Source organism: Bradyrhizobium zhengyangense, from assembly GCF_022012435.1.
Taxonomy (GTDB): domain Bacteria; phylum Pseudomonadota; class Alphaproteobacteria; order Rhizobiales; family Xanthobacteraceae; genus Bradyrhizobium; species Bradyrhizobium zhengyangense.
Genome location: NZ_JAKLUA010000006.1, coordinates 426,539 through 447,803, shown reverse-complemented (window position 1 = coordinate 447,803; position 21,265 = coordinate 426,539). Strand labels below are relative to the sequence as shown.

At 64.8% G+C, this 21,265-nt stretch carries 18 protein-coding genes and 1 pseudogene; 11 read left to right on the top strand and 8 right to left on the bottom strand.

Annotation, left to right across the window (positions count from 1 at the left end; all coding sequences use genetic code 11):
* Positions 1-167: 167 nt before the first annotated feature.
* The 4 genes from L6637_RS21530 to L6637_RS21515 all read right to left on the bottom strand — a co-directional run bounded on the left by L6637_RS21530 (position 168) and on the right by L6637_RS21515 (position 3,380).
* On the bottom strand, positions 168-950 hold the full coding sequence (locus L6637_RS21530; RefSeq protein ID WP_237861164.1) for a molybdopterin-binding protein: 783 nt from the start codon (positions 948-950) through the stop codon (positions 168-170).
* Positions 951-964: 14 nt separating this feature from the next.
* Entirely contained in the window at positions 965-1,594 is a 630-nt protein-coding gene (locus tag L6637_RS21525) for a cytochrome b/b6 domain-containing protein (RefSeq protein ID WP_237861163.1), read from the bottom strand.
* A 178-nt stretch (positions 1,595-1,772) separates the two neighbouring features.
* Positions 1,773-2,327 carry a fasciclin domain-containing protein gene (locus L6637_RS21520; protein ID WP_237861162.1) on the bottom strand — a complete coding sequence of 185 codons (555 nt, stop codon included), beginning with the start codon at positions 2,325-2,327 and terminating at the stop codon, positions 1,773-1,775.
* Between the two features lie 291 nt (positions 2,328-2,618).
* A complete protein-coding gene (locus L6637_RS21515) occupies positions 2,619-3,380 on the bottom strand; it encodes an SDR family oxidoreductase (RefSeq protein WP_237861161.1) in 762 nt (253 codons plus the stop codon).
* A gap of 95 nt (positions 3,381-3,475) precedes the next feature.
* Between L6637_RS21515 and L6637_RS21510 the strand changes: the two genes are divergently transcribed.
* Positions 3,476-5,005: a malonate--CoA ligase gene (locus L6637_RS21510; RefSeq protein ID WP_237861160.1), complete on the top strand. Its 1,530-nt coding sequence runs from the start codon at positions 3,476-3,478 to the stop codon at positions 5,003-5,005.
* A gap of 200 nt (positions 5,006-5,205) precedes the next feature.
* Here L6637_RS21510 and L6637_RS21505 read toward each other — a convergent pair whose 3' ends face one another.
* Positions 5,206-6,066 carry a sulfite exporter TauE/SafE family protein gene (locus L6637_RS21505; RefSeq protein ID WP_237861159.1) on the bottom strand — a complete coding sequence of 287 codons (861 nt, stop codon included), beginning with the start codon at positions 6,064-6,066 and terminating at the stop codon, positions 5,206-5,208.
* A 518-nt stretch (positions 6,067-6,584) separates the two neighbouring features.
* Here L6637_RS21505 and sdhC point away from each other — a divergent pair.
* The 10 genes and pseudogenes from sdhC (at position 6,585) to L6637_RS21455 (ending at position 18,388) form a co-directional block, all read left to right on the top strand.
* Positions 6,585-6,983 (top strand): succinate dehydrogenase, cytochrome b556 subunit, encoded by a 399-nt coding sequence (gene sdhC / locus L6637_RS21500; RefSeq protein WP_128949040.1) that lies wholly within the window; start codon positions 6,585-6,587, stop codon positions 6,981-6,983.
* Positions 6,980-7,384 (top strand): succinate dehydrogenase, hydrophobic membrane anchor protein, encoded by a 405-nt coding sequence (gene sdhD / locus L6637_RS21495; protein ID WP_237861157.1) that lies wholly within the window; start codon positions 6,980-6,982, stop codon positions 7,382-7,384. The genes sdhC and sdhD overlap by 4 nt, the downstream gene beginning before the upstream one ends.
* A 3-nt stretch (positions 7,385-7,387) precedes the next feature.
* On the top strand, positions 7,388-9,223 hold the full coding sequence (gene sdhA / locus L6637_RS21490) for a succinate dehydrogenase flavoprotein subunit (protein ID WP_237861156.1): 1,836 nt from the start codon (positions 7,388-7,390) through the stop codon (positions 9,221-9,223).
* Between the two features lie 42 nt (positions 9,224-9,265).
* Complete coding sequence (locus L6637_RS21485; protein WP_057752396.1) at positions 9,266-10,048, top strand: succinate dehydrogenase iron-sulfur subunit; 783 nt, start codon at positions 9,266-9,268, stop codon at positions 10,046-10,048.
* 175 nt (positions 10,049-10,223) lie between these two features.
* Positions 10,224-12,377 (top strand): hybrid sensor histidine kinase/response regulator, encoded by a 2,154-nt coding sequence (locus tag L6637_RS21480; protein ID WP_237861155.1) that lies wholly within the window; start codon positions 10,224-10,226, stop codon positions 12,375-12,377.
* A 54-nt stretch (positions 12,378-12,431) separates the two neighbouring features.
* Positions 12,432-14,387: an ABC transporter ATP-binding protein/permease gene (locus tag L6637_RS21475; protein WP_237861315.1), complete on the top strand. Its 1,956-nt coding sequence runs from the start codon at positions 12,432-12,434 to the stop codon at positions 14,385-14,387.
* A 30-nt stretch (positions 14,388-14,417) separates the two neighbouring features.
* Positions 14,418-15,275 (top strand): FkbM family methyltransferase, encoded by an 858-nt coding sequence (locus L6637_RS21470; protein ID WP_237861154.1) that lies wholly within the window; start codon positions 14,418-14,420, stop codon positions 15,273-15,275.
* Positions 15,276-15,290: 15 nt separating this feature from the next.
* A complete protein-coding gene (locus L6637_RS21465; protein WP_237861153.1) occupies positions 15,291-15,677 on the top strand; it encodes a VOC family protein in 387 nt (128 codons plus the stop codon).
* 153 nt (positions 15,678-15,830) lie between these two features.
* A pseudogene (locus L6637_RS21460) lies at positions 15,831-16,049 on the top strand (hypothetical protein); the annotation flags it as partial.
* Positions 16,050-16,267: 218 nt separating this feature from the next.
* A complete protein-coding gene (locus tag L6637_RS21455) occupies positions 16,268-18,388 on the top strand; it encodes an OmpA family protein (protein WP_237861152.1) in 2,121 nt (706 codons plus the stop codon).
* A gap of 100 nt (positions 18,389-18,488) precedes the next feature.
* Here the strand turns inward: L6637_RS21455 and argG are convergent, their stop codons facing one another.
* The 3 genes from argG to L6637_RS21440 form a co-directional block, all read right to left on the bottom strand.
* On the bottom strand, positions 18,489-19,826 hold the full coding sequence (gene argG, locus L6637_RS21450; RefSeq protein WP_237861151.1) for an argininosuccinate synthase: 1,338 nt from the start codon (positions 19,824-19,826) through the stop codon (positions 18,489-18,491).
* Between the two features lie 93 nt (positions 19,827-19,919).
* A complete protein-coding gene (locus L6637_RS21445; protein WP_237871951.1) occupies positions 19,920-20,696 on the bottom strand; it encodes a phosphatase PAP2 family protein in 777 nt (258 codons plus the stop codon).
* Between the two features lie 41 nt (positions 20,697-20,737).
* A complete protein-coding gene (locus L6637_RS21440; RefSeq protein ID WP_237861149.1) occupies positions 20,738-21,232 on the bottom strand; it encodes a hypothetical protein in 495 nt (164 codons plus the stop codon).
* Positions 21,233-21,265 lie beyond the last annotated feature (33 nt).

Genomic DNA, 21,265 nt, shown 5'->3' with positions numbered 1-21,265 from the left:
GCGGCCACCCGGGCTGGGCCATTCCTCACGGAACGAGGCCATTCTAGCCCGGTGCGCTAAGACAAGGGTGGGCAAAGCGAAGCGTGCCCACGCATTTTTCGCGATCGAGAGAGATGGCGGGCACGGCGCTGCGCGCCTTTGCCCACCCTACAGCAGCGGAGCAAGCCTCAGCTTCCGCTAAACGAATTGTACCCCTGGTCTTCCCAGTACCCGCCCTTGTAGTCGTTGGTGACTTCCATCGAGACCACGTATTTCGGGTTCTTGAAGCCGAGCTTTGTCGGCACGCGGATCTTCATCGGAAAACCGTAGGCGCGCGGCAAAATCTCGTTGGCATATTTGAACGTCATCTGCGTCTGCGGATGCAGCGCGGTGCGCATGTCCAGGGGCGAGTTGTAGCCATCCTTGTCGGCGCACTGGAACCAGACATATTTGGCGCGCGTGTCGGCACCGACAAGTTTCAGGAAATCGCGCAAGGGCGTGCCGGTCCAGCTGCCGATCGCGCTCCAGCCTTCGACGCAAATGTGACGGGTGATTTGCGTGAACTGCGGCAGCTTGTAGAGCTCATCCAATGTCCACGACTTCTTGTTATCAACGAGGCCGCGCACCTCGAGCTTCCAATCCGCCGCCGAGACATCGGGCGCGTCGTCGAGATCGTAATAGGCGTTGAAGGGGAACGGCTTTGTAATCGCGCTCTCGGGGAAGGTCGGCGCCAGCGCATCAGGATTGAAGATGAAATCCTGCACGGCGTCGTTGAACTTCGAGACCTTCGCGAGCAGCGCATCGGCGGATGAGGAATCGACCACGTCGCAGCCGGTGAGCAGCGTCAGCGCACCGATGCTGGCGCCACCCGCGATGAAGCGGCGGCGGGTGAGATCGGGCATCACCTTGAGGGAGTCCTTGATCAGCAGCCGCTTGTCGACGCCGGGGATCAGGAATGAACGCTTGGCCATGGTGGATCTCCTAATCAGCGACCGATGATCATCGCGCGCAGGCTCTTCGGCACCAAGAGCGCAAGCAGCACGTGAATGACGAGGAAGGCGCAGATCGCCGCCATGCAGAAGAAATGGACGTAGCGCGCGGTCGGATAATCGCCGAACAGCTTGACCAGGTAGTACAGCTGCACCGGCTTCCACATCGACAGGCCCGAGAGCACGATCAGCACGCCGACGACGATGATGCCGGCATAGAGCACGCGCTGCACGTAATTGTAGACGGTGAGATCGTCATGGGCGAGCTTGAACGTCAGCGCCGCCCTGACGTCGTGGAGCACGCCTGACGGCGTGATCGGCAGCAATTTTTTGCGGAAGCGGCCGGACGCGAAGCCGGTGATGAGATAGGCGAGACCGTTCACCATCAGCAGCCACATCGCCGCAAAGTGCCAGAGCAGCGCGCCGCCGAGCCAGCCGCCCAGCGTGATGTCGTGGGAGAAACGGAAGTCGAACAGCGGCGAGGCGTTGTAGATCTGCCAGCCCGACATGATCATCAGGATCATGGCGAACGCGTTGGTCCAGTGCATGACCCGGACCCAGGCCGGCTGGATCGCCTTGGCGGGCTTGGCGCTGATCTCCTCGTCGGTCACTGAAAGGCTCGACATGGTGGTTCCGTCCTGAACGTCGTGTGTCAGCGATTATACGCCGGTCCGGCCGCTTTCGTTACACCAGGCGGCCATCGAATCGATGCCTGCCGGCTATGGTGGTCACAATAAAGCGAGCCGGGGCTCCCCGGCTCGCTGTTTCGCCGCATCCTCCGGGGATGAAACGGGGTATCAGGTGTTACGTCGCCGGCATCAGCACGGTGTCGACCACATGGATCACGCCGTTCGACTGGTTGACGTTGGAGATTGTCACCATCGAGGTGCCGCCCTTGGCGTCGACGATCCAGACCTTGCCGTCCTGCTTCTTGACGGTGAGTTCCTCGCCTTCGGCCGTCTTCAGCTTCTTGCCATCGGTGAGGTCGGAGGCCTCGAGCTTGCCGGGCACGACATGGTAGGTGAGGATCTTGGTCAGGGTCGCCTTGTTCTCGGGCTTGACCAGATTGTCGACGGTGCCAGCGGGCAGCTTGCCGAAGGCGGCATTGGTCGGCGCGAACACCGTGAACGGGCCCTTTCCTTCCAGGGTCGGCACCAGGCCGGCCGCCTTCACTGCCGCCACCAGCGTGGTGTGATCCTTCGAATTGACGGCGTTCTGGACGATGTTCTTCGAGGGGAACATCGCGGCGCCGCCGACCATGACGGTCTTTTCCTCGGCACGGGCGGGTGCGATGACGGTCGCGGTGATAGCCAGGGCGCTGAAGGCAGCAGCGGTGATATAGGCAATGCGCTTCGACATGGAGAAACTCCCGATTTCGATGATGACCGGCGATGGCCGGCCTTTGCGTTGGGGCAACAACGGCGTCCGCGACAGTTTGACGTGAAGCAGCAGCGCGTCGTTGGCCGAACTACGGGAGGGTTCGCTTGGGGGTTTCGAGGAATAATTTATTGTGATGGGTGAAACTATGGGGCGGCGTGTTCGTGTGGGGGGTGAAGATGTAGCCCGGATGGAGCGAAGCATAATCCGGGGCTGTCGCATACGGGTCGACTTGTCCCGGATTGCGCTTCGCTCCATCCGGGCTACGAACGACTAATCCCTGTTGTTCGGCGTCTGGATGAACCCGCGATTATGCGTCGGGCTGATCAGGAGCTCGTTGATGCACACGCGCGGCGGCATCGAGGCGATGAACGCGATGGTGCGGCCGAGATCTTCGGACTGCAGCATCTTGGCCTGCTCTTCCTCGCTCGGCACCACCGGACGCAGCTTCAGGATTGGGGTCGCGACCTCGCCCGGCATCAGGCAGCAGGCGCGCAGGCCGTTGACGCATTCGTCCATGTTGAAGGAATGGGTCAGCGCCAGCACCGCATGCTTGGTCGTGGTGTAGGCCGGGCCCGGCATCTTCGAGACGTGACGGCCGGCCCAGGACGAGACGTTGATGATCGAGCCGTCCTGCTGCTTGCGCATCGTCGGCAGCACCGCGCGCATGCAATAGAGCACGCCATTGAGATTGACCTGGACCAGCTTGTCCCAGCCGTCCAGTTCCATGTCTTTCCAGCTGCGCTTGGGGACATTGATGCCGGCATTGTTCACGAGCAGGTCGATGCGGCCGTGCTTCGCGACGATCTGATCGGCCGCCTTCTGGGCCTCGGCGGCGTTAGACACGTCCAGCGCGATGGCTTCAGCCACCCCGCCCGCCTTGGTGATCTTCGCAACCACGGTATCCAGGGCGTCTTTGCGCCTGCCCGAAACCACCACCGTCCAGCCGTCGGCAGCCAACGCCTCGGCGCCGGCCTCCCCGATCCCGCTGCCGCCGCCGGTGACCCAGGCCACGCGTTTCCCATTTTTGGTCATGCAAACTGTCTCCGTTGCTTCTTCGGGGCGGTTTTTGCTAATCCAGCCCTCGGTTTTGACCGGCCTTGTCAGTCTTGCGGTCGAGGAAATCTTGCATGAACCACGCAGCCAACGCCAACCTGTTTTCCCGCCTGTTTGACGGCCTCGACGATCCCAAGCGCCTCGCGATCGAGACACAGGACGGCGACCGGATCAGCTATGGCGACCTGATCGCGCGGGCCGGCCAAATGGCGAATGTGCTGGTGGCGCGCGGCGTGAAGCCCGGCGACCGTGTCGCGGTGCAGGTCGATAAGTCGGTCGCCAATATCGTGCTGTATCTCGGCACTGTCAGAGCCGGCGCGGTCTATCTGCCGCTGAACACCGCCTACACGCTCAACGAGCTCGACTACTTCATCGGCGATGCCGAGCCGTCGCTGGTGGTCTGCGATCCCTCCAAGGCCGAAGGGCTGGCCCCGATTGCCGCCAAGGTGAAGGCCAAGGTCGAGACGCTCGGAGCTGACGGCAAGGGCTCGCTGACGGACGCGGCCGCCAAGGCCAGCGACGAATTCGCGACGATCTCGCGGGCCAACGACGACCTCGCCGCGATCCTCTACACCTCGGGCACGACAGGCCGCTCCAAGGGCGCGATGCTCAGCCACGACAATCTCGCGTCGAACTCGCTCTCGCTCGTCGACTATTGGCGCTTCACCGACAAGGACGTGCTGATCCACGCGCTGCCGATCTATCACACCCATGGCCTGTTCGTGGCGACCAACGTGACGCTGTTTGCGCGGGCGTCGATGATCTTCCTGCCCAAGCTCGATCCTGATCTCATCATCAAGCTGATGGCCCGCTCAACTGTTCTGATGGGCGTGCCGACCTTTTACACGCGCTTGCTGCAGAATCCTTCCCTCTCGAAGGAGACGACCAAGCACATGCGCCTGTTCATCTCGGGCTCGGCGCCGCTTCTGGCCGAAACCCACCGCGAATGGTCGGCGCGCACCGGCCATGCCGTGCTCGAGCGTTACGGCATGACCGAAACCAACATGAACACGTCGAATCCCTATGACGGCGAGCGCATCCCCGGCGCGGTCGGCTTCCCGCTGCCCGGTGTCTCCGTGCGCGTGACCGAGCCCGAGACCGGCAAGGAGTTGCCGCGTGAGGAAATCGGCATGATCGAGGTCAGGGGCCCGAACGTTTTCAAAGGCTACTGGCGTATGCCGGAGAAAACCAAGTCGGAGTTCCGCCCCGACGGCTTCTTCATCACCGGCGACCTCGGCAAGATCGACGACAAGGGCTACGTCCACATTCTCGGACGGGGCAAGGATCTCGTCATATCAGGCGGCTTCAACGTCTACCCCAAGGAAATCGAGACCGAGATCGACGCCATGCCCGGCGTGATCGAATCCGCCGTGATCGGCGTGCCGCATGCCGATTTCGGCGAGGGCGTGACGGCGGTGCTGGTTTGCAACAAGGGCGCCGATGTGACCGAAGCCACCGTGCTGAAGGCGCTCGACGGACGGCTAGCCAAATTCAAGATGCCCAAGCGGGTGTTCGTCGTCGACGAGCTGCCGCGGAATACGATGGGCAAGGTGCAGAAGAACGTGCTGCGGGATAACTACAAGGATATTTACGCGAAGAAGTGAGGAGGCGCTCTCCGGACCACTGCGATGTTGTTCCGATAATGAGAGCTCGCCACTACCCAACGCACTGTCATGCCCCGCGAAGGCGGGGCATCCAGTACGCAGCGGCCCCTCGACTCAATTACTACTGTCTCTGGAATACTGGATTCCCCGCCTTCGCGGGGAATGACACCGAGGGTGTGGTAAGCGCTTCGGCCGAACGGCTATTGGCCACCCACCAGACTCATTACAAACCTGCTGCCGACGATAAACAGATAGCACCCGAACGCGACTTCCAGCGTGCGCTTCGACATCGCATGCGCGGCGCGCACGCCGAGCGGCGCCGTCACGAGGCTCATCGGCATCACCAGCACGGCGCCGATCAGCGAGACGTAGCCGAGCGCAAAGGGGATCTGCAGGGCAGCAACGCTGGGATACGTCGCAGCGGCCGGCCATCCCGCAGAGACGTAGCCGAGCGCGCCGGGGATCGAGATCAGCACGGCGAGCGCCGACGAGGTCGCGACCGCCTGATGGATCGGGCGGCCGTAGAACGTCATCAAGAGATTCGAGAACAGGCCGCCGCCGATACCCATCAGGGTCGACAGGATTCCGACGCAGAAACCGTAGACGCGCATCAACGGTCCCTTCGGCAAATCATCGCCGAGCTTCCAGGTCTCGCGTCCGAAGATAAGGCGCGCTGAAGCGGAATAGGCGACGGCGACGAACACGATCTTGAACAAGCGCTCCGGCGCGTAGCGCGCGACGACGCTTCCCGCGACGACGCCGATGACGATCGGCAGCCACCACACGCGCAGGATCGACATGTCGACCGCGCCGCGTTTGTAATGCGCCTGGAACGAGCGGATCGATGTCGGGATGATCACCGCGAGCGAGGTGCCGACGCAGAGCGGCATGCGCACGTCGAGCGGCACGCCGGCGATGCGGAAGCATTCGTAGAACACCGGCACGAGAATCGCGCCGCCGCCGATGCCGAACACGCCGGCGAGAAAGCCGGAGAGCGCGCCGACTGCAATCAGCAGCAGCGCGAGCTCGACGAGCTCCTTGATATCAAGACCTGCGATCATCAGGACCTGCCCCGCAGCTTGTCGCAACTTGTTCGATCCCCACGACGAGGCGAGCTGCGCGCGAAGCTGTAGGCGATCCGGTTTGTGCGGTCGACACGCTGCGCCGGCCGTCTTGGGTGGATTGCAGACGGCGCATATCCGCCGCCTCGTGGAAAATCGATGCGTCTCGCGGAAATAGGCGGTGGCACGCGAGCTTGTCCACGCGCTCTACGCGCCATGAACTGACTGGTTCGAACCATGACCGCCAGTCAGCGGCTTAGAGCCGTTCCAATAGCAATTTCAATGCGCCTCGACCGTCACCGCAAAAGATGAATTAATGTTCTTTTCTTCGTCGGTGCACCATCGTTCTGGTATACCAAGCCACTGATTGGCTTGTTGCATCAACGTCGTAGAGCTGAATGCCGGTTCGATTTATGGCGATTTGGTGATTGCGCAGGCGAAATCGACTCCGTAAATAGAGCCGACCTTTCGCGATCCCCGCGCGCGCCCCGCTGGGCCGCCATAAACATCAAAAGCCCATGACCGCACGGATCGAACGACCGCTTTCACCACACATGCAAATCTACCGCTGGACGTTGACGATGGCGCTGTCCATCGTTCATCGCGCCACTGGTATCGCTCTCTATGTCGGAACGCTGCTGCTGGTTTGGTGGCTGGTTGCGGCGGCCTCGGGCCCTGCCGCCTACGCCAATGTGCAGGCCTTCACCGGCAGCATCATCGGCCGGCTGATCGTGTTCGGCTACACCTGGGCGCTGATGCACCATATGCTCAGCGGCATCCGGCACTTCGTGTGGGATCTCGGCTACGGCTTCAAGGCCAATGAGCGCGAAGCGCTGACCTGGGGCGCCGCGATCGGCGGCATCGCGCTGACGGTGCTGATCTGGATCATCGCCTACGCGATCGGAGGTGGACGATGAGCGTGTCAGATACGCCGAAGCGCAGCATGCGCACCCCGCTCGGACGCGTCCGCAATCTCGGTGCCGCGCATTCCGGCACGTCCGATTTCTGGCGCCAGCGCATCACCGCCGTCGCCATGACGCTGCTGATGATCCCTGTCATCGTGATCATCATGATGCTGCTCGGCCGCAACCAGGCCGGCGCCGCGCAGATCCTCGGCTCGCTGCCGATCGCCGTGATCCTGCTGCTCTTCATCTTCGCCAGCGCCTGGCACATGAAGATCGGCATGCAGGTCGTGATCGAGGACTACGTTCATAACGAGAAGCTGAAGCTCGTCTCGATCATGCTCAACAATTTCTTCTCGATCGCCGTGGCGCTCGCCTCGACCTACGCGATCCTCAAACTGTCATCCGGAGTGTAACCCATGGCCACAGAGACGAATGGCAAGGGCAACGGCGCTCCCGGCACCAACGGCAAAGCCTATCCGATCGAAGACCACACCTATGACGTCGTCGTGGTCGGCGCCGGCGGCGCGGGCCTGCGCGCCGTGGTCGGCTGCAGCGAGGCCGGCCTGAAGACGGCCTGTATCACCAAGGTGTTCCCGACCCGCTCGCACACGGTTGCGGCGCAGGGCGGCATCTCGGCTTCGCTCGGCAACATGCACAAGGACGACTGGCGCTGGCACATGTACGACACCGTGAAGGGGTCGGACTGGCTCGGCGACCAGGACGCGATCGAATACATGGTGCGCAACGCGCCAGACGCGGTCTACGAGCTCGAGCATTGGGGCGTTCCGTTCTCGCGCACGGAAGACGGCAAGATCTACCAGCGCCCGTTCGGCGGCATGACCATGGACTACGGCAAGGGCCAGGCGCAGCGCACCTGCGCCGCCGCCGACCGTACCGGCCACGCCATGCTGCACACGATGTATGGCCAGTCGCTGCGCCATGCGGCCGAGTTCTTCATCGAGTTCTTCGCCATCGATTTGATCATGGACGACCAGGGCACCTGCCGCGGCGTCATCGCGCTCAAGCTCGACGACGGCACACTGCATCGCTTCCGCGCCCAGACCGTGATCCTCGCCACCGGTGGCTACGGCCGCGCCTATGCCTCCTGCACCTCGGCGCACACCTGCACCGGTGACGGCGGCGGCATGGTGCTGCGCGCCGGCCTGCCGATGCAGGACATGGAGTTCGTGCAGTTCCACCCGACCGGCATCTACGGCTCGGGCTGTCTCGTCACCGAGGGCGCCCGCGGCGAAGGCGGCTATCTCGTCAACTCCGAAGGCGAGCGCTTCATGGAGCGCTACGCGCCGTCGGCAAAGGATCTCGCTTCGCGCGACGTCGTCTCGCGCGCGATGACCATCGAGATCCGCGAAGGGCGCGGCGTCGGCAAGAAGAAGGACCACATCTTCCTTCATCTCGACCATCTCGATCCCGCCGTGCTCGCCGAGCGCCTGCCGGGCATCTCCGAATCCGCAAAGATCTTCGCCAATGTCGACGTGACGCGCGAGCCGATCCCGATCGTGCCGACCGTGCACTACAACATGGGCGGCATCCCCACGAACTATCATGGCGAAGTACTGACCAAGCGGGATGGCGACGACAACGCCGTCATCCCCGGCCTGATGGCGATCGGCGAAGCAGCCTGCGTCTCCGTGCACGGCGCCAACCGCCTCGGCTCGAACTCGCTGATCGACCTCGTCGTGTTCGGCCGCGCCGCGGCGCTGCGTCTGGCCGAAAAGCTGACGCCGAACGCCAAGCAGCCCGAGCTGCCGGCGAACTCGGCCGATCTCGCGCTCGGCCGCCTCGACCATTATCGCTACGCCTCCGGCGGCACGCCGACCGCAAAGCTGCGCGAAGGTATGCAGCACGTGATGCAGAACAACTGCGCCGTGTTCCGCACCGGCGAAGTGCTGAGCGAAGGCCAGAACCTGATCGAGAAGGTCCACAGCGGCATCACCGACATCGCCGTGTCCGACCGCTCGCTGGTGTGGAATTCGGATCTCGTCGAGACCCTGGAATTCGACAATCTGATCTCGCAGGCGGTGGTGACGATGAACTCGGCCGCGAACCGCACCGAGAGCCGCGGCGCGCATGCCCGCGAGGACTTCTCCGCGCGCGACGACCAGAACTGGATGAAGCACACGCTGGCCTGGCTCGACAACAAGGGCAAGGTCAAGATCGAGTACCGCCCGGTTCACGACTACACCATGACCAACGACGTGCAGTACATCCCGCCCAAAGCTCGCGTTTACTAAACGGCGCGCGTGTACTGAGCGAACAGCGAAAGCTTTATCGAAATGGTTGAATTCGCACTTCCGAAGAACTCCAAGATCACTGGCGGCAAGACCTGGCCGAAGCCCGCCGGCGCGACCGAAACGCGCGAGTTTCGCGTCTATCGCTGGAATCCCGACGACGGCAAGAATCCGAGCGTCGACACCTATTATGTCGACGTCAATGATTGCGGTCCGATGGTGCTGGACGGCCTGATCTGGATCAAGAACCACATCGACCCGTCGCTGACCTTCCGCCGCTCCTGCCGCGAGGGCGTCTGCGGCTCCTGCGCCATGAACATCGACGGCCAGAACACGCTGGCCTGCACCCGCTCCATGCACGACGTGAAGGACGGCGCGGTGAAGATCAATCCGCTGCCGCACCAGCCCGTGGTGAAGGACCTGGTCCCGGACCTGACCAATTTCTACGCGCAATACGCTTCCGTCGAGCCGTGGCTGAAGACGACCTCGCCGACGCCGCAGAAGGAATGGCGCCAGAGCCACGAGGACCGCGAGAAGCTCGACGGCCTCTACGAGTGCATCCTGTGCGCCTGCTGCTCGACCTCCTGCCCGAGCTATTGGTGGAACAGCGACCGCTATCTCGGCCCCGCCGCCCTGCTCCAGGCCAACCGCTGGGTGTCCGATTCGCGCGACGAGGCCACCGGCGAGCGGCTCGACAATCTCGAGGACCCGTTCCGCCTGTACCGCTGCCACACCATCATGAACTGCGCCAAGGCCTGTCCGAAGGGCCTGAACCCGGCCGAGGCCATCGCCGAGCTCAAGCTCAAGATGGTCGAGCGCCAGATCTAGCGCCTTTTTGATGCGACGACCCCGGCCCGAGCAGCCGGGGTACGATTTTGCGCAAAATTGACTCATCCCGCGGGACGGGCGAGTCAATGAACTACAACCTCCGGTTCCGCCAGAAGCCGCTTCCTTCCGCCCGTGAGATTCAAGTAAGCTCTCTGGTCGGGGGACCGGAGCGACCGTGCAGGGCGCACAACGCAACTCGCTGAGACTGCTGCAGTGGATGATGGCGGCATCCCTGGCGCTGCCCATTGCGCTGTTCGCCATCGCTTCCGCGATTTCCTACAATTCGACACTTGATATCGCCGATCGCGAGATCGAGCGGACGCTCGATGTCGCACATGAGCACGCGCTCAAGGTATTCGAGACCATCGACCGGAGCCTGGCCGAGCTGAACGAGGTCGTGCGCGACCTGCCGGACGACGCGATCCGGTCGCGGGAAGGCGCGCTGCACAAGCGCCTGAAGCAGCTCACCGACTCGCTGCCGCAGCTCAAATCAGCCTGGATCTTCGATGCCAACGGAAAGGCGCTGGTCAACAGCCTGGCCTCGCCACCACCGGATCAGAGCTTTGCCGACCGCGACTATTTCTATGCCCATGTCGACCAGAGCATCGGCACCTATATCGGCGCCACCTTGACGCCGCGCCTGCCCTACCAGGGCGCGCGCTTCTTCGGCGTCAGCCGCCGCCGCTCGTCCGACGACGGCAGCTTCGTCGGCGTGATCCAGGCATCGGTGCTGCCCGAATATTTCGAGAGCTTTTACGCCAGGATCGGCACCGATCCGGGCTCCTTCTTTGCGATGGGCCGCGCCGACGGCGTGCTGCTGGCGCACCTGCCGCGGCTCGACGGCGATTTCCGGCTCGATCCGAACGGCCCGGTCGGCCACAGCATCGCAACCCATCCCGATCATGGGCTGATGACCATCGCCTGGCCGACGGACGGAATCGAGCGCCGCATCGGCTACCGGCGGGTCGCCGAATATCCGATCTATGTCAGCGCCGGCCTCGAGACCTCGGCGATCCGCGCGCGCTGGCTCGCGACCATCAGCCAGCATCTGGTGTTCGGCGTGCCCGCCACCGCGCTGCTGTTCATCCTGCTGGCCTTCGCCTTCCGCCGCACGCAGCATCTCCAATTCGAAGCGGCCAAGCGGCACGAGGCCGAGGAGGCACTCAAGCACAGCCAGCGGCTGGAGGCGCTGGGCCAGCTCACCGGCGGCGTCGCGCATGATTTCAACAACCTGCTGACCGTGATCCGCGCCTCGGTCGATCTGTTGAACCGCCCGCAACTGAGCGAGGAACGGCGGCAGCGCTACATCACGGCGATCGGGGAGGCCGTCGCGCGCGCGGCCAAGCTGACCTCGCAATTGCTGGCCTTTGCGCGGCGCCAGACCTTGAAGCCCGAAGTGTTCGATGTCGGCGACCGGATGCGCTCGCTGCGCGACATGCTCGCCACGCTGCTTGGACCTGCGATCGAGATCGTCACGCAGCTGCCGACCGAGCCCTGCCTTGTCAGCGCCGATGCCGGCCAGTTCGAGACGGCCATCATCAACATGGCGACCAACGCGCGCGACGCCATGCAGGGCAAGGGCCGGATCGTCTTCACGGTCCACGCGGTGACATCCGTGCCTGATACGCTCGCGCATCTCTCCGGCAGCCAGACCTTGAAAAATCCCGGATTCATCTGCGTCACCGTCAGCGATAGCGGCATTGGCATCCCCGCGGCCCAATTGGGCCGCATCTTCGAGCCATTCTTCACCACCAAGCAGGTCGGCCAGGGCACGGGCCTCGGCCTGTCGCAGGTGTTCGGCTTTGCCCGGCAATCCGGCGGCGAAGTGACCGTCTTCAGCGAAGTCGGCCAGGGCAGCACCTTCTCGCTCTATCTGCCGCGCGTGCCGGCCGATCTGTTGCCCCGGAGCCAGGCGCCGACCACGGCCCCGGCCGTCGCCGGCAGCGGCATGTCGGTGCTGGTCGTCGAAGACAATATCGAACTCGGCAATTTCGCCGCCGACGGGCTGACCGAGCTCGGCTACAGCATCACGCTGGTCGACAACGCCACCGACGCGCTCACTGAACTGGTCGGCGATGCGGATCGCTTCGACGTCGTGTTCTCCGATGTCGTGATGCCGGGGATGACCGGGCTCGATCTGGCGCAGGCGATGTGCGATCGCTGCATCAGCGTCCCCATCGTGCTGACCACGGGCTATAGCCACGCTTTGTCCCAGGACGGCGTCGCCGGCTTCGAGCTGGTGCAAAAGCCCTATTCGATCGAGGAGCTGTCGCGGGTGCTGCACCGCGCGGCGCGGCTGAAACGGGTGCGCGACGGCGCCGCCGAGTAGACTGCGCCGCGGAACCCGAGGGAACCGGCTGATTTGACTCGCGTTACCCCGGCCATGGAGAAACCAGCCGGAAAGCGTGAAGGGGCCAAGAAGCCGCCCATCGTCGACATCAAGGGCGAGAACGGCGATGAGATCGCGCCGCCGCCGCCCGAAGTGCTCGAGCCCGATCCCGAACTTTCACCCGAAGAGGTCGAGCAGGCGCGCAAGGATTATCTCCTCACCCGCTTCTGGATCAGCGCGCGGGGCTTCTGGAGCCGCAAGGGCGACCGCCTCGCCTGGCCCTTTTCGATCGGCCTCGTCGTGCTGATCGTCCTGACCGTCGGCTTCCAATACGGCATCAATGTCTGGAACAGAGCGATCTTCGACGCCATCGAGAAGCGCGATGCGACCACCGTCTTCCACCTGACCGCCGTGTTCTTCCCGCTTGCCATCGGCAGCATCGTGCTCGGTGTCGTCCAGGTGTTTGCGCGGATGGGCATCCAGCGGCGCTGGCGCGCCTGGCTCACCAGCAGCGTACTGACACGCTGGCTCGCCAACGGCCGCTACTACCAGCTCAACCTCGTCGATGGCGACCACAAGAACCCTGAATACCGGATCGCGGAGGATCTGCGCATCGCGACCGACTCGCCGGTCGATTTTCTCGCCGGCGTGACCTCGGCGCTGCTGTCGGCCGCAACCTTCATCGTCGTGCTCTGGACCATCGGCGGCGCGCTCACCGTCACGCTCGGCGGCTCCACGATCACCATTCCCGGCTTCCTCGTGATCGCCGCGATGCTGTACGCGGCCATCGCCTCGGGCTCGATCCTGGTGATCGGCCGCCAATTCGTGCAGGTCTCCGAGGACAAGAACCAGGCCGAGGCGGATTTCCGCTACACGCTGACGCGCGTGCGCGAGAATGGCGAGAGCATCGCGCTGCTCGGCGGCGAGGAGGAAGAACGCGGCGGCATCGACCGCCATTTCACCAGCGTGCTCAGGCAATGGGCGCGGCTCGCAGGGCAACACATGCGGACCACGCTGGTGTCGCAGGGCTCGAGCCTCGTTGCACCTGTGGTACCGCTGTTGCTCTGCGCGCCAAAATTCCTCGACGGCAGCATGAGCCTCGGGCAGGTGATGCAGGCGGCCTCGGCCTTCACCATCGTGCAGAGCGCGTTCGGCTGGCTGGTCGACAATTATCCGCGGCTCGCCGATTGGAACGCCTGCGCGCGCCGCATCGCCTCGCTGATGATGTCGCTCGACGGCCTCGAGCGCGCCGAGCAGGGCGACGGCCTCGGCCGCATCAAGCGCGGCGAAACCAGCAACGATGCGATGCTGGAGCTGCACGACCTCTCCGTCACGCTCGACGACGGCACCGCCGTGGTCGGCGAGACCGAGGTGGTCGTCGAGCCCGGTGAGCGGCTCTTGGTCGCCGGCGAATCCGGCACCGGCAAGAGCACGCTGGTGCGTGCCATCGCAGGCCTGTGGCCATGGGGCGGCGGCAGCGTCAATTTCCATCCCGACCGGCGGCTGTTCATGCTGCCGCAGCGGCCCTATGTGCCCTCAGGCAGTCTGCGCCGCGCGGTCGCCTATCCCGGCGCCGAGGAGGACTGGACTGTCGAGGAGATCGGCGAGGCCCTGCACAAGGTCGGCCTCGACCATCTCAACGAGAAGATCGCGGAGGAAGGACCTTGGGACCAGACGCTGTCAGGCGGCGAGAAACAGCGCCTCGCCTTCGCGCGGCTCTTGCTGCACGACCCCGACATCGTCGTGCTGGATGAAGCGACCTCGGCGCTCGACGAGAAGAGCCAGGACAAGATGATGCAGATGGTCACCGACGAGCTGCCGAAGGCAACCATCGTCAGCGTCGCGCATCGTGTCGAGCTGGAGGCCTTCCACAGCCGCAAGATCGTGCTGGAGCGCCACAAGGGCGGCGCCAAGCTCGTCAGCGACATCGACCTGATCCCGCGCAAGGGCAAGCGCAAGCTGCTCGGGCGGTTCTTGCGGCAACGGAAACCGGCGAAGAAGGCGGCGTAAGCGCCGTTGGAGTCCCCGGCAAAACCGGCTATGCATGCGCCGCCTGCAACGAGGACCGCCTGCTTGACGCCCGACACCACCCTTTCGACCGCGCCATTCGGCGCGTTTGCGCCGAACGCAGCGCAGGCCGCGATCATCAGCCTCGTGCAGGGGTCAGGGCTGAAGCGCGGCGCGTTCCGGCCCTGGATGTCGCGACTGGTCAATCTGCTGCGCAGCGGACCGATCGACGTGCAATACCAGGGCGCTTCGTTCCGCCTCTACCACCAGGGCAGCGCCACCGAGCGCGGCGCGCTGTTCAACCCCGACTATAATATCGACGAGCTCGACTTCCTGCGTCGGCATACGCCTGGTGGCGGCACGTTCGTCGACGTTGGCGCCAATGTCGGCACGTTTGCTTTGGTGATGGCGCGGCAGGTCGGGCCATCAGGCAAGGTTGTCGCGATCGAGCCGCATCCCCTCACCTTCGGCCGTCTCTCGTTCAACCATGCCGCATCGAAAGCGACGCAGGTTCGCCTTGTGCAAGCCGCCGCGGGCGACGCCGACGGCGAGCTGATGATCGAGAGCGGCGGCGGCAATCTTGGCGCCACGCATGTCGCGACCGGCGCGGCGAGCACGGAAGCCATCAAGGTGCCGGCGCTGCGGCTCACGCGTATTCTGGACGAGGCCGGCGTGACCCAGGTCGATTCGCTCAAGATCGACGTCGAGGGCTTTGAGGACCGCGTGCTGATCGGCTTCTTTCGCGACGCGCCGCCAACGCTGTGGCCGCGCGCGGTCGTGATCGAGCATCTGTCACAAAACGAATGGCAGCAGGATTGTATCGCTGACATGGTCGCGCGCGGCTTTACCGTCGCGCGCAAGACGCGCAGCAATACATTCCTGTCACGCTAAACCACGGAGGATACAATGATCGATCACCTTGGCCTCTCCGTCTCCGACTATGAGGCTGCGAAAACGTTTTACAGCAAGGCGCTGGCGCCGCTCGATTACAGCCTGATCATGGAAGTGACGGAAGCGCAGACGGGTCACGCCGCGGCCGCGGGCTTTGGCGCCGGCGGCAAGCCGGATTTCTGGATCGACGGCAAAGGCGCGATGAACAAGCCGGTGCATGTCGCGATATCGGCGAAAGACCGCGCCACGGTCGACGCGTTCTACAAGGCTGCGATGGCAGCAGGCGGCCGCGACAACGGGCCGCCCGGCATCCGTCCGCATTATCACGCGAACTATTACGGCGCCTTTGTGCTGGACCTCGACGGGCACAACATCGAGGCCGTCTGCCACGCGCCGGAATAGGACGACGGTGTTATTTGAGCATGATCTCCGCGCAAACGCGTTCCGCGTTTGTTGCGAGGGGAAACCGCCAGGCACTTTTCCGGATCATGCTCCCGGAACATCGGCGCGGCATCATCGTTGTCGTTCTCCCGACAACTGATCTCGATGATGCCGATGCCGATTGAACCGCCCGAGATACCGCCATCGACACCCGGCACGCCGACCGAGCCGCCGCCCGGCATTCCGCCGGGCAATCCGCAGCCTGAAATCGCGCCGCCGGTACACGAGCCCGGCGAATCACCGCGGCCCGATGAATTGCCCGGCCGCATCCCAGAAGAGATTCCGTCGCGCGGACCGAACGGTCCGCTCGCACCGAATCCCGCGACGGATGCTAATTCGTCGCAGGCGTTACATATGATACGAGAGCAATCACATGTGAGGCGATTGCGACTCACGCCTGAATGCGTAATGAACGTTGTTCTCGTGACATGATTTGCATGCAGAAATAAATCGCGACGCAATATCTTCGCCCGCCACAATCCGGCCTAACGCGTAGCTGTTCATCACCCCACTTCACATCGTCAAAGAACCTTCCGGGGAAGTTCAACCACATGACCAACCTTCGTTTCGTGCTGCTCGCCACGACGGCCCTGACCGCGATGCAATTTGCAGGCTCCGCAGCTCATGCGCAAAGCGCGCCGCCGCTCGTAGTCGCACAGGCCCAACCGGAGACGGGCCCTGACGGAAAACCGAAGCAGCCTCCGAAGGAAGCGCCAAAGGGACCGCCGCCCGCCGCGCGCCCGGCAACGCCGCCTCCCCCACCGCCGCCTGCTGCGCCCAAGCCCCCGGCCGCACCGCCCCCGGCGGCTGCACCGCCGCATCCGCCCGCCGCGCCTCCGCCGGCTGCCGCACCCGCGCGCCCGACGCCGCCTCCTCCGCCGCCCGCGACCCATCAGGCACCGCCACCGCCCCCGCCGCCGCCTGCTGCACCCAAGCCGCCGACGCCGCCTCCGGCTGCGGCTCCGCAGCAGCATGCGCCGACACCGCCCCCGCCTCCACCGCCGCAGCAGCACGCCCCGACGCCGCCGCCGCCGCCGCCTCCGCAGCAGCACGCTCCCGTTGCACCGCTCCCGGCGCCGACCGCGACCCCGGCTCGTCCGGCCGCAACACCAACACCTCCGCCACCCCCAACCACACCGCCGTCCGCGGCCCGGCCCATGGCAACGCCTGCGCCGACGGCTACGCCTGCCCCAACGCCGACGCCCGCAACGCCCGCGGCTCGGCCGATGTCTCCGGCCCCGACAGCCACGCCTGCGCCGACGCCGACACCTGCAGTGCCGGCGGCCCGGCCGTCTCCGACCCCGACAGCCACACCCACGCCATCAGCAACGCCAGCGCCTGGCAAAACGCCGCCCGGACGTCCCGGCGCTCCGCCGGCCGCAGGAACGGCTCCAACCCCGACTCCAACAGCAACGCCGGCGCCCGGCGGCGCGACGCCGCTTCCCGGACGTCAGGGTGGAGCGCCGCCCGCAGGCGCGCCTGCTGCCGGCACAACGCCTGCATCGCCGCAGGCAGGCGTCCCGCCCCGACCACCCGCGCCACCCGCTGGCGCAGCAGCGCCGTCTGTCGTCCCTGGTTCGGCGGCCGCCACGGTCCCGCCCAACAAGGCGCAGAACGCTCCGCCGACAGTCAGTTCGGCCTTCCGCGCGGCACCGACGACCACCACGCCACTGCCGCCGCCGCCGCGTCCGCCGCAGCGTGACCTGACGCCGCTGGCCATCGGTGCGGGCGTCGTGGCCGGTGCCGTGATCGGCGCCACCATCGCCGACTACCGCAACCAGCGGCAGGAGGTCGTCGAAGGCGGCCGCACCATCTACACCGAGCCGGATCGCATCATCATCCGCGACCCGGGCGGGCAGGAATATGTCCGTGGCAACGATCTCTATCGCTTCCGCTACGGCGCCCGCGATATCCGCACCGAGACGATCGGCGGCGAAACCCGCACCGTCGTGATCCGTCCTGATGGCACCGAAATCATCACGGTGGTCGGTCCGGACGGCAGTCTGATGCGCCGTATCCGCAGGGATCAGCGCGGGCGTGAGATCGTGATCATCGACAACACCTACCGCGATCCGCGGGCGGTCGGCGGCTTCTATGTCGACGTGCCGCCGCCGGTGGTCAGCATCCCCTATGATCGCTACATCGTCGACGCCCAGGAAGCCTCGCCGGACGTGATCTACGAGACCATGCGGGCCCCGCCGGTGCAGCGGATCGATCGCCGCTACTCGCTCGACGAGATCCGCTACTCGCCGAACGTTCGCATGCAGATGCCGAGCATCGACGTCAACACGATCAACTTCGCGACGGGATCGTGGACCATTCCGCCGGACCAGGCGGCGCGGTTGCAGGTGATCGCCGACGGTATCAACCAGGCGATCCAGGCCAACCCGCAGGAGGTGTTCCTGATCGAGGGCCACACCGACGCGGTCGGCAACGACGTCGACAATCTGTCGCTGTCGGATCGCCGGGCGCAGGCGGCGGCCGAATTGCTGACGCAGCAGTTCAATGTGCCCGCGGAAAACCTGACCTCGCAGGGCTACGGCAAGCAGTACCTGAAGGAGCAGACCGACGGCCCGAGCCTGATCAACCGGCGCGTCACCGTCCGCCGCATCACGCCGCTGCTCAATGGCGGCCAGGCCAACGCAGCGCCGCCGCCTCCGCCGCGCCAATAAGAACATCGAAAAAAGAAAATGGCCGGGATCGATCCCGGCCATTTTTGTTTTGGTTGTTACCCGCGATGGCGCGACACGTCGTGCATTCGTGGCGTGGGCCTCAGCCCTTGTCGCTCTCGAGCTTGAAGATCTGCGAGCCTTCGCTGCCCGACAGCAGGCCGGTCTTCGAATAGAGGCCGAGCTTGGTGCGGGTATCCGCGATGTCGAGATTGCGCATGGTGAGCTGACCGATGCGATCGGCCGGCGTGAAGGCGGCGTCCTCGACCTTCTCCATGCTGAGCCTTTCAGGCGCATAGGTGAGGTTGGGGCTCTCGGTGTTGAGGATGGAGTAGTCGTTGCCGCGGCGCAGCTCCAGCGTGACCTCGCCGGTAACGGCGCGCGCGACCCAGCGCTGCGCGGTCTCGCGCAGCATCAAAGCCTGCGAGTCGAACCAGCGGCCCTGATAGAGCAGGCGGCCGAGGCGCATGCCGCTGATGCGATACTGCTCGATCGTGTCCTCGTTGTGGATGCCGGTGACGAGACGCTCATAGGCGATGTGCAGCAGCGCCATGCCGGGCGCCTCGTAGATGCCGCGGCTCTTGGCTTCGATGATGCGGTTCTCGATCTGGTCGCTCATGCCGAGGCCGTGGCGGCCGCCGATGGCATTGGCTTCGAGGAACAGCGCAACGGGATCGCTGAAGGTCTTGCCGTTCAGCGCGGTGGGCTGGCCTTCCTCGAAGCGCACGACGACCTTCTCGGCCTTGACGACGCAATCGTCGCGCCAGAACGGCACGCCCATGATCGGGTTGACGATCTTGATGCCGCTGTCGAGGCTTTCGAGATCCTTGGCCTCGTGCGTGGCGCCAAGCAGATTGCTGTCGGTCGAATACGCCTTCTCGGCGCTCATCTTGTAGGCGAAGCCCTGCGCGGTCATGAACGCCGACATCTCGGCGCGGCCGCCGAGCTCGTCGATGAACTGCTGGTCGAGCCAGGGCTTGTAGATGCGCAAGCTTGGATTGGTCAGCAGGCCGTAGCGATAGAAGCGCTCGATGTCGTTACCCTTGAAGGTCGAACCGTCGCCCCAGATGTTGACGCCGTCTTCCTTCATCGCCGCGACCAGCATCGTGCCGGTCACCGCGCGTCCCAGCGGCGTGGTGTTGAAATAGGTGATGCCGCCGGTCGAGATGTGGAAGGCGCCGGACTGAATCGCGGCGATGCCTTCGTGCACCAGCTGCGTGCGGCAATCGACCAGCACGGCGTTCTCGGCGCCGAACGCTTCGGCCTTGCGCGGGATCTCGTTGTAGTCGGCCTCATCGGGCTGGCCGAGATTGGCGGTATAGGCGTAGCAGCGCGCGCCCTTCTGCTTCATCCAGAGCAGCGCCGCCGACGTGTCGAGGCCGCCCGAAAAAGCGATGCCGACTTTCTCGCCCTTGGGCAGGCTTTTCAGGATCGTGGTCATGGGGCTTCCAATCGGGTCTCAGGGGGCTATTGGCTGGGGTGGCGTGACCGCGCGAATATCAAATTTCGCACGCCTCGGCACCCATTTAATGGCTCAAATCGAGGGTGCGGGACCGGTCTTGCGGCCGAACAGGCGCTTGCGGAGCCGGTAGGCGGGCATGTTCAGCCGGGTCAGGGCCGCATCGACCGCCTCGTCCGAAAACCGGGTCCGCGGCCAGCGGTAGATCAGCGCGAAACCGAACCAGATCACGACGAAGGTGACGAGGCCGGCGGTTGCGACATCGGTGAAGAAGTGGCCGCCGAAGGCCATGCGGAGCCCGCTGGTCGTGAGACCGAACACCACCGCGCCCGCATAGGCGAGCGGCCGCCACGCCGGCGGTGCCAGGGCAGCGGGCGCCAGCGTCCAGAACGCGGTCGCGCCTTCGCCGGAGAAGAACGAGCAATTGCGTTCGCAATCGCCGCGCGGATCCCACCACGCCACGAACTGCTGATCGCCGGCAAACTCGGTCACCACCACCGGCCGCGGCCGGCCCCAATAGGACTTGAAGGTGAGGTTGGTGAGAATGCCCGCCGACATGATGATCGTGACCAGCAGGAATACGATCGCGCGTCCCGACACCATCAGGGGACGGTCGGGCCTGATCATCTTGACCACCAGCGCGATCAGCGACGGCAGCACGAACGCCCAGGACACCCACACCGCCGCATCTCGCGCGATCCCGGCCCAGTCGTTCAGCTTGAGCGGAAAGGTCTTTGTCGCGGGATCGAAGAACAACGCGGCGAGCTTGAGATCGAGCTCGGGATAGAGGCCGAAGACGACGCCGATCACGAGCCACAGCGCCAGGGCGATGAAGAGTCCAGTCCGGTTCATGACGCGCGGTTTAGCGGAGTGGGGTGGGGATGGAAACCCTTTCACCGCACATCCGGCCGCGAATTCGACGGCAGCGGCGGAGGCGGCCGGAGCGGGGCCGGCGGGATGCGCCAGGCGCCGGCATTGCGGCCGGCGATCAGCCAGTAAACGACACCGGCGACGATGCCCGCGCCGGTCATGATCTCCAGATGCCGGCGCACGATGCCTTCGAACTGAAACGTATCAGGATGGAACGGGATGAGGCCGAGATAGCAGGCGAGCCCGACAAGGCCACCGCCGACCGCATAGGCAAGCGCACTGCGGATGTAGAGCGCCTCGGTGATCGCAACGATCACCGCCGCCGGCACCAGCGCGAAACCCGAGACGAAGATGAAGCCGAAGCCGAGCAGGATGTCGATCGCGCCCTGATCGACCGGACCCGCACCGAGATCGGAAAACTCCGGAAACAGCAGCGCACCGACGACGATCATGCCGCCGACGAAGCAGGCGGCGAGAAAGCCGAAGAAGATCACGATGAGGCGGCCGATCAGGGACATGCGGGGAAAGCCACCGTAGTCGTCATTGCGAGC

Bases quoted from the DNA above. Each gene is read 5' to 3' on its own strand.
- L6637_RS21530 (WP_237861164.1), bottom strand. From the start codon at position 950: ATGGCCAAGCGTTCATTCCTGATCCCCGGCGTCGACAAGCGGCTGCTG.
- L6637_RS21525 (WP_237861163.1), bottom strand. From the start codon at position 1,594: ATGTCGAGCCTTTCAGTGACCGACGAGGAGATCAGCGCCAAGCCCGCC.
- L6637_RS21520 (WP_237861162.1), bottom strand. From the start codon at position 2,327: ATGTCGAAGCGCATTGCCTATATCACCGCTGCTGCCTTCAGCGCCCTG.
- L6637_RS21515 (WP_237861161.1), bottom strand. From the start codon at position 3,380: ATGACCAAAAATGGGAAACGCGTGGCCTGGGTCACCGGCGGCGGCAGC.
- L6637_RS21510 (WP_237861160.1), top strand. From the start codon at position 3,476: ATGAACCACGCAGCCAACGCCAACCTGTTTTCCCGCCTGTTTGACGGC.
- L6637_RS21505 (WP_237861159.1), bottom strand. From the start codon at position 6,066: ATGATCGCAGGTCTTGATATCAAGGAGCTCGTCGAGCTCGCGCTGCTG.
- sdhC (WP_128949040.1), top strand. From the start codon at position 6,585: ATGACCGCACGGATCGAACGACCGCTTTCACCACACATGCAAATCTAC.
- sdhD (WP_237861157.1), top strand. From the start codon at position 6,980: ATGAGCGTGTCAGATACGCCGAAGCGCAGCATGCGCACCCCGCTCGGA.
- sdhA (WP_237861156.1), top strand. From the start codon at position 7,388: ATGGCCACAGAGACGAATGGCAAGGGCAACGGCGCTCCCGGCACCAAC.
- L6637_RS21485 (WP_057752396.1), top strand. From the start codon at position 9,266: ATGGTTGAATTCGCACTTCCGAAGAACTCCAAGATCACTGGCGGCAAG.
- L6637_RS21475 (WP_237861315.1), top strand. From the start codon at position 12,432: ATGGAGAAACCAGCCGGAAAGCGTGAAGGGGCCAAGAAGCCGCCCATC.
- L6637_RS21470 (WP_237861154.1), top strand. From the start codon at position 14,418: ATGCATGCGCCGCCTGCAACGAGGACCGCCTGCTTGACGCCCGACACC.
- L6637_RS21465 (WP_237861153.1), top strand. From the start codon at position 15,291: ATGATCGATCACCTTGGCCTCTCCGTCTCCGACTATGAGGCTGCGAAA.
- L6637_RS21455 (WP_237861152.1), top strand. From the start codon at position 16,268: ATGACCAACCTTCGTTTCGTGCTGCTCGCCACGACGGCCCTGACCGCG.
- argG (WP_237861151.1), bottom strand. From the start codon at position 19,826: ATGACCACGATCCTGAAAAGCCTGCCCAAGGGCGAGAAAGTCGGCATC.
- L6637_RS21445 (WP_237871951.1), bottom strand. From the start codon at position 20,696: ATGAACCGGACTGGACTCTTCATCGCCCTGGCGCTGTGGCTCGTGATC.
- L6637_RS21440 (WP_237861149.1), bottom strand. From the start codon at position 21,232: ATGTCCCTGATCGGCCGCCTCATCGTGATCTTCTTCGGCTTTCTCGCC.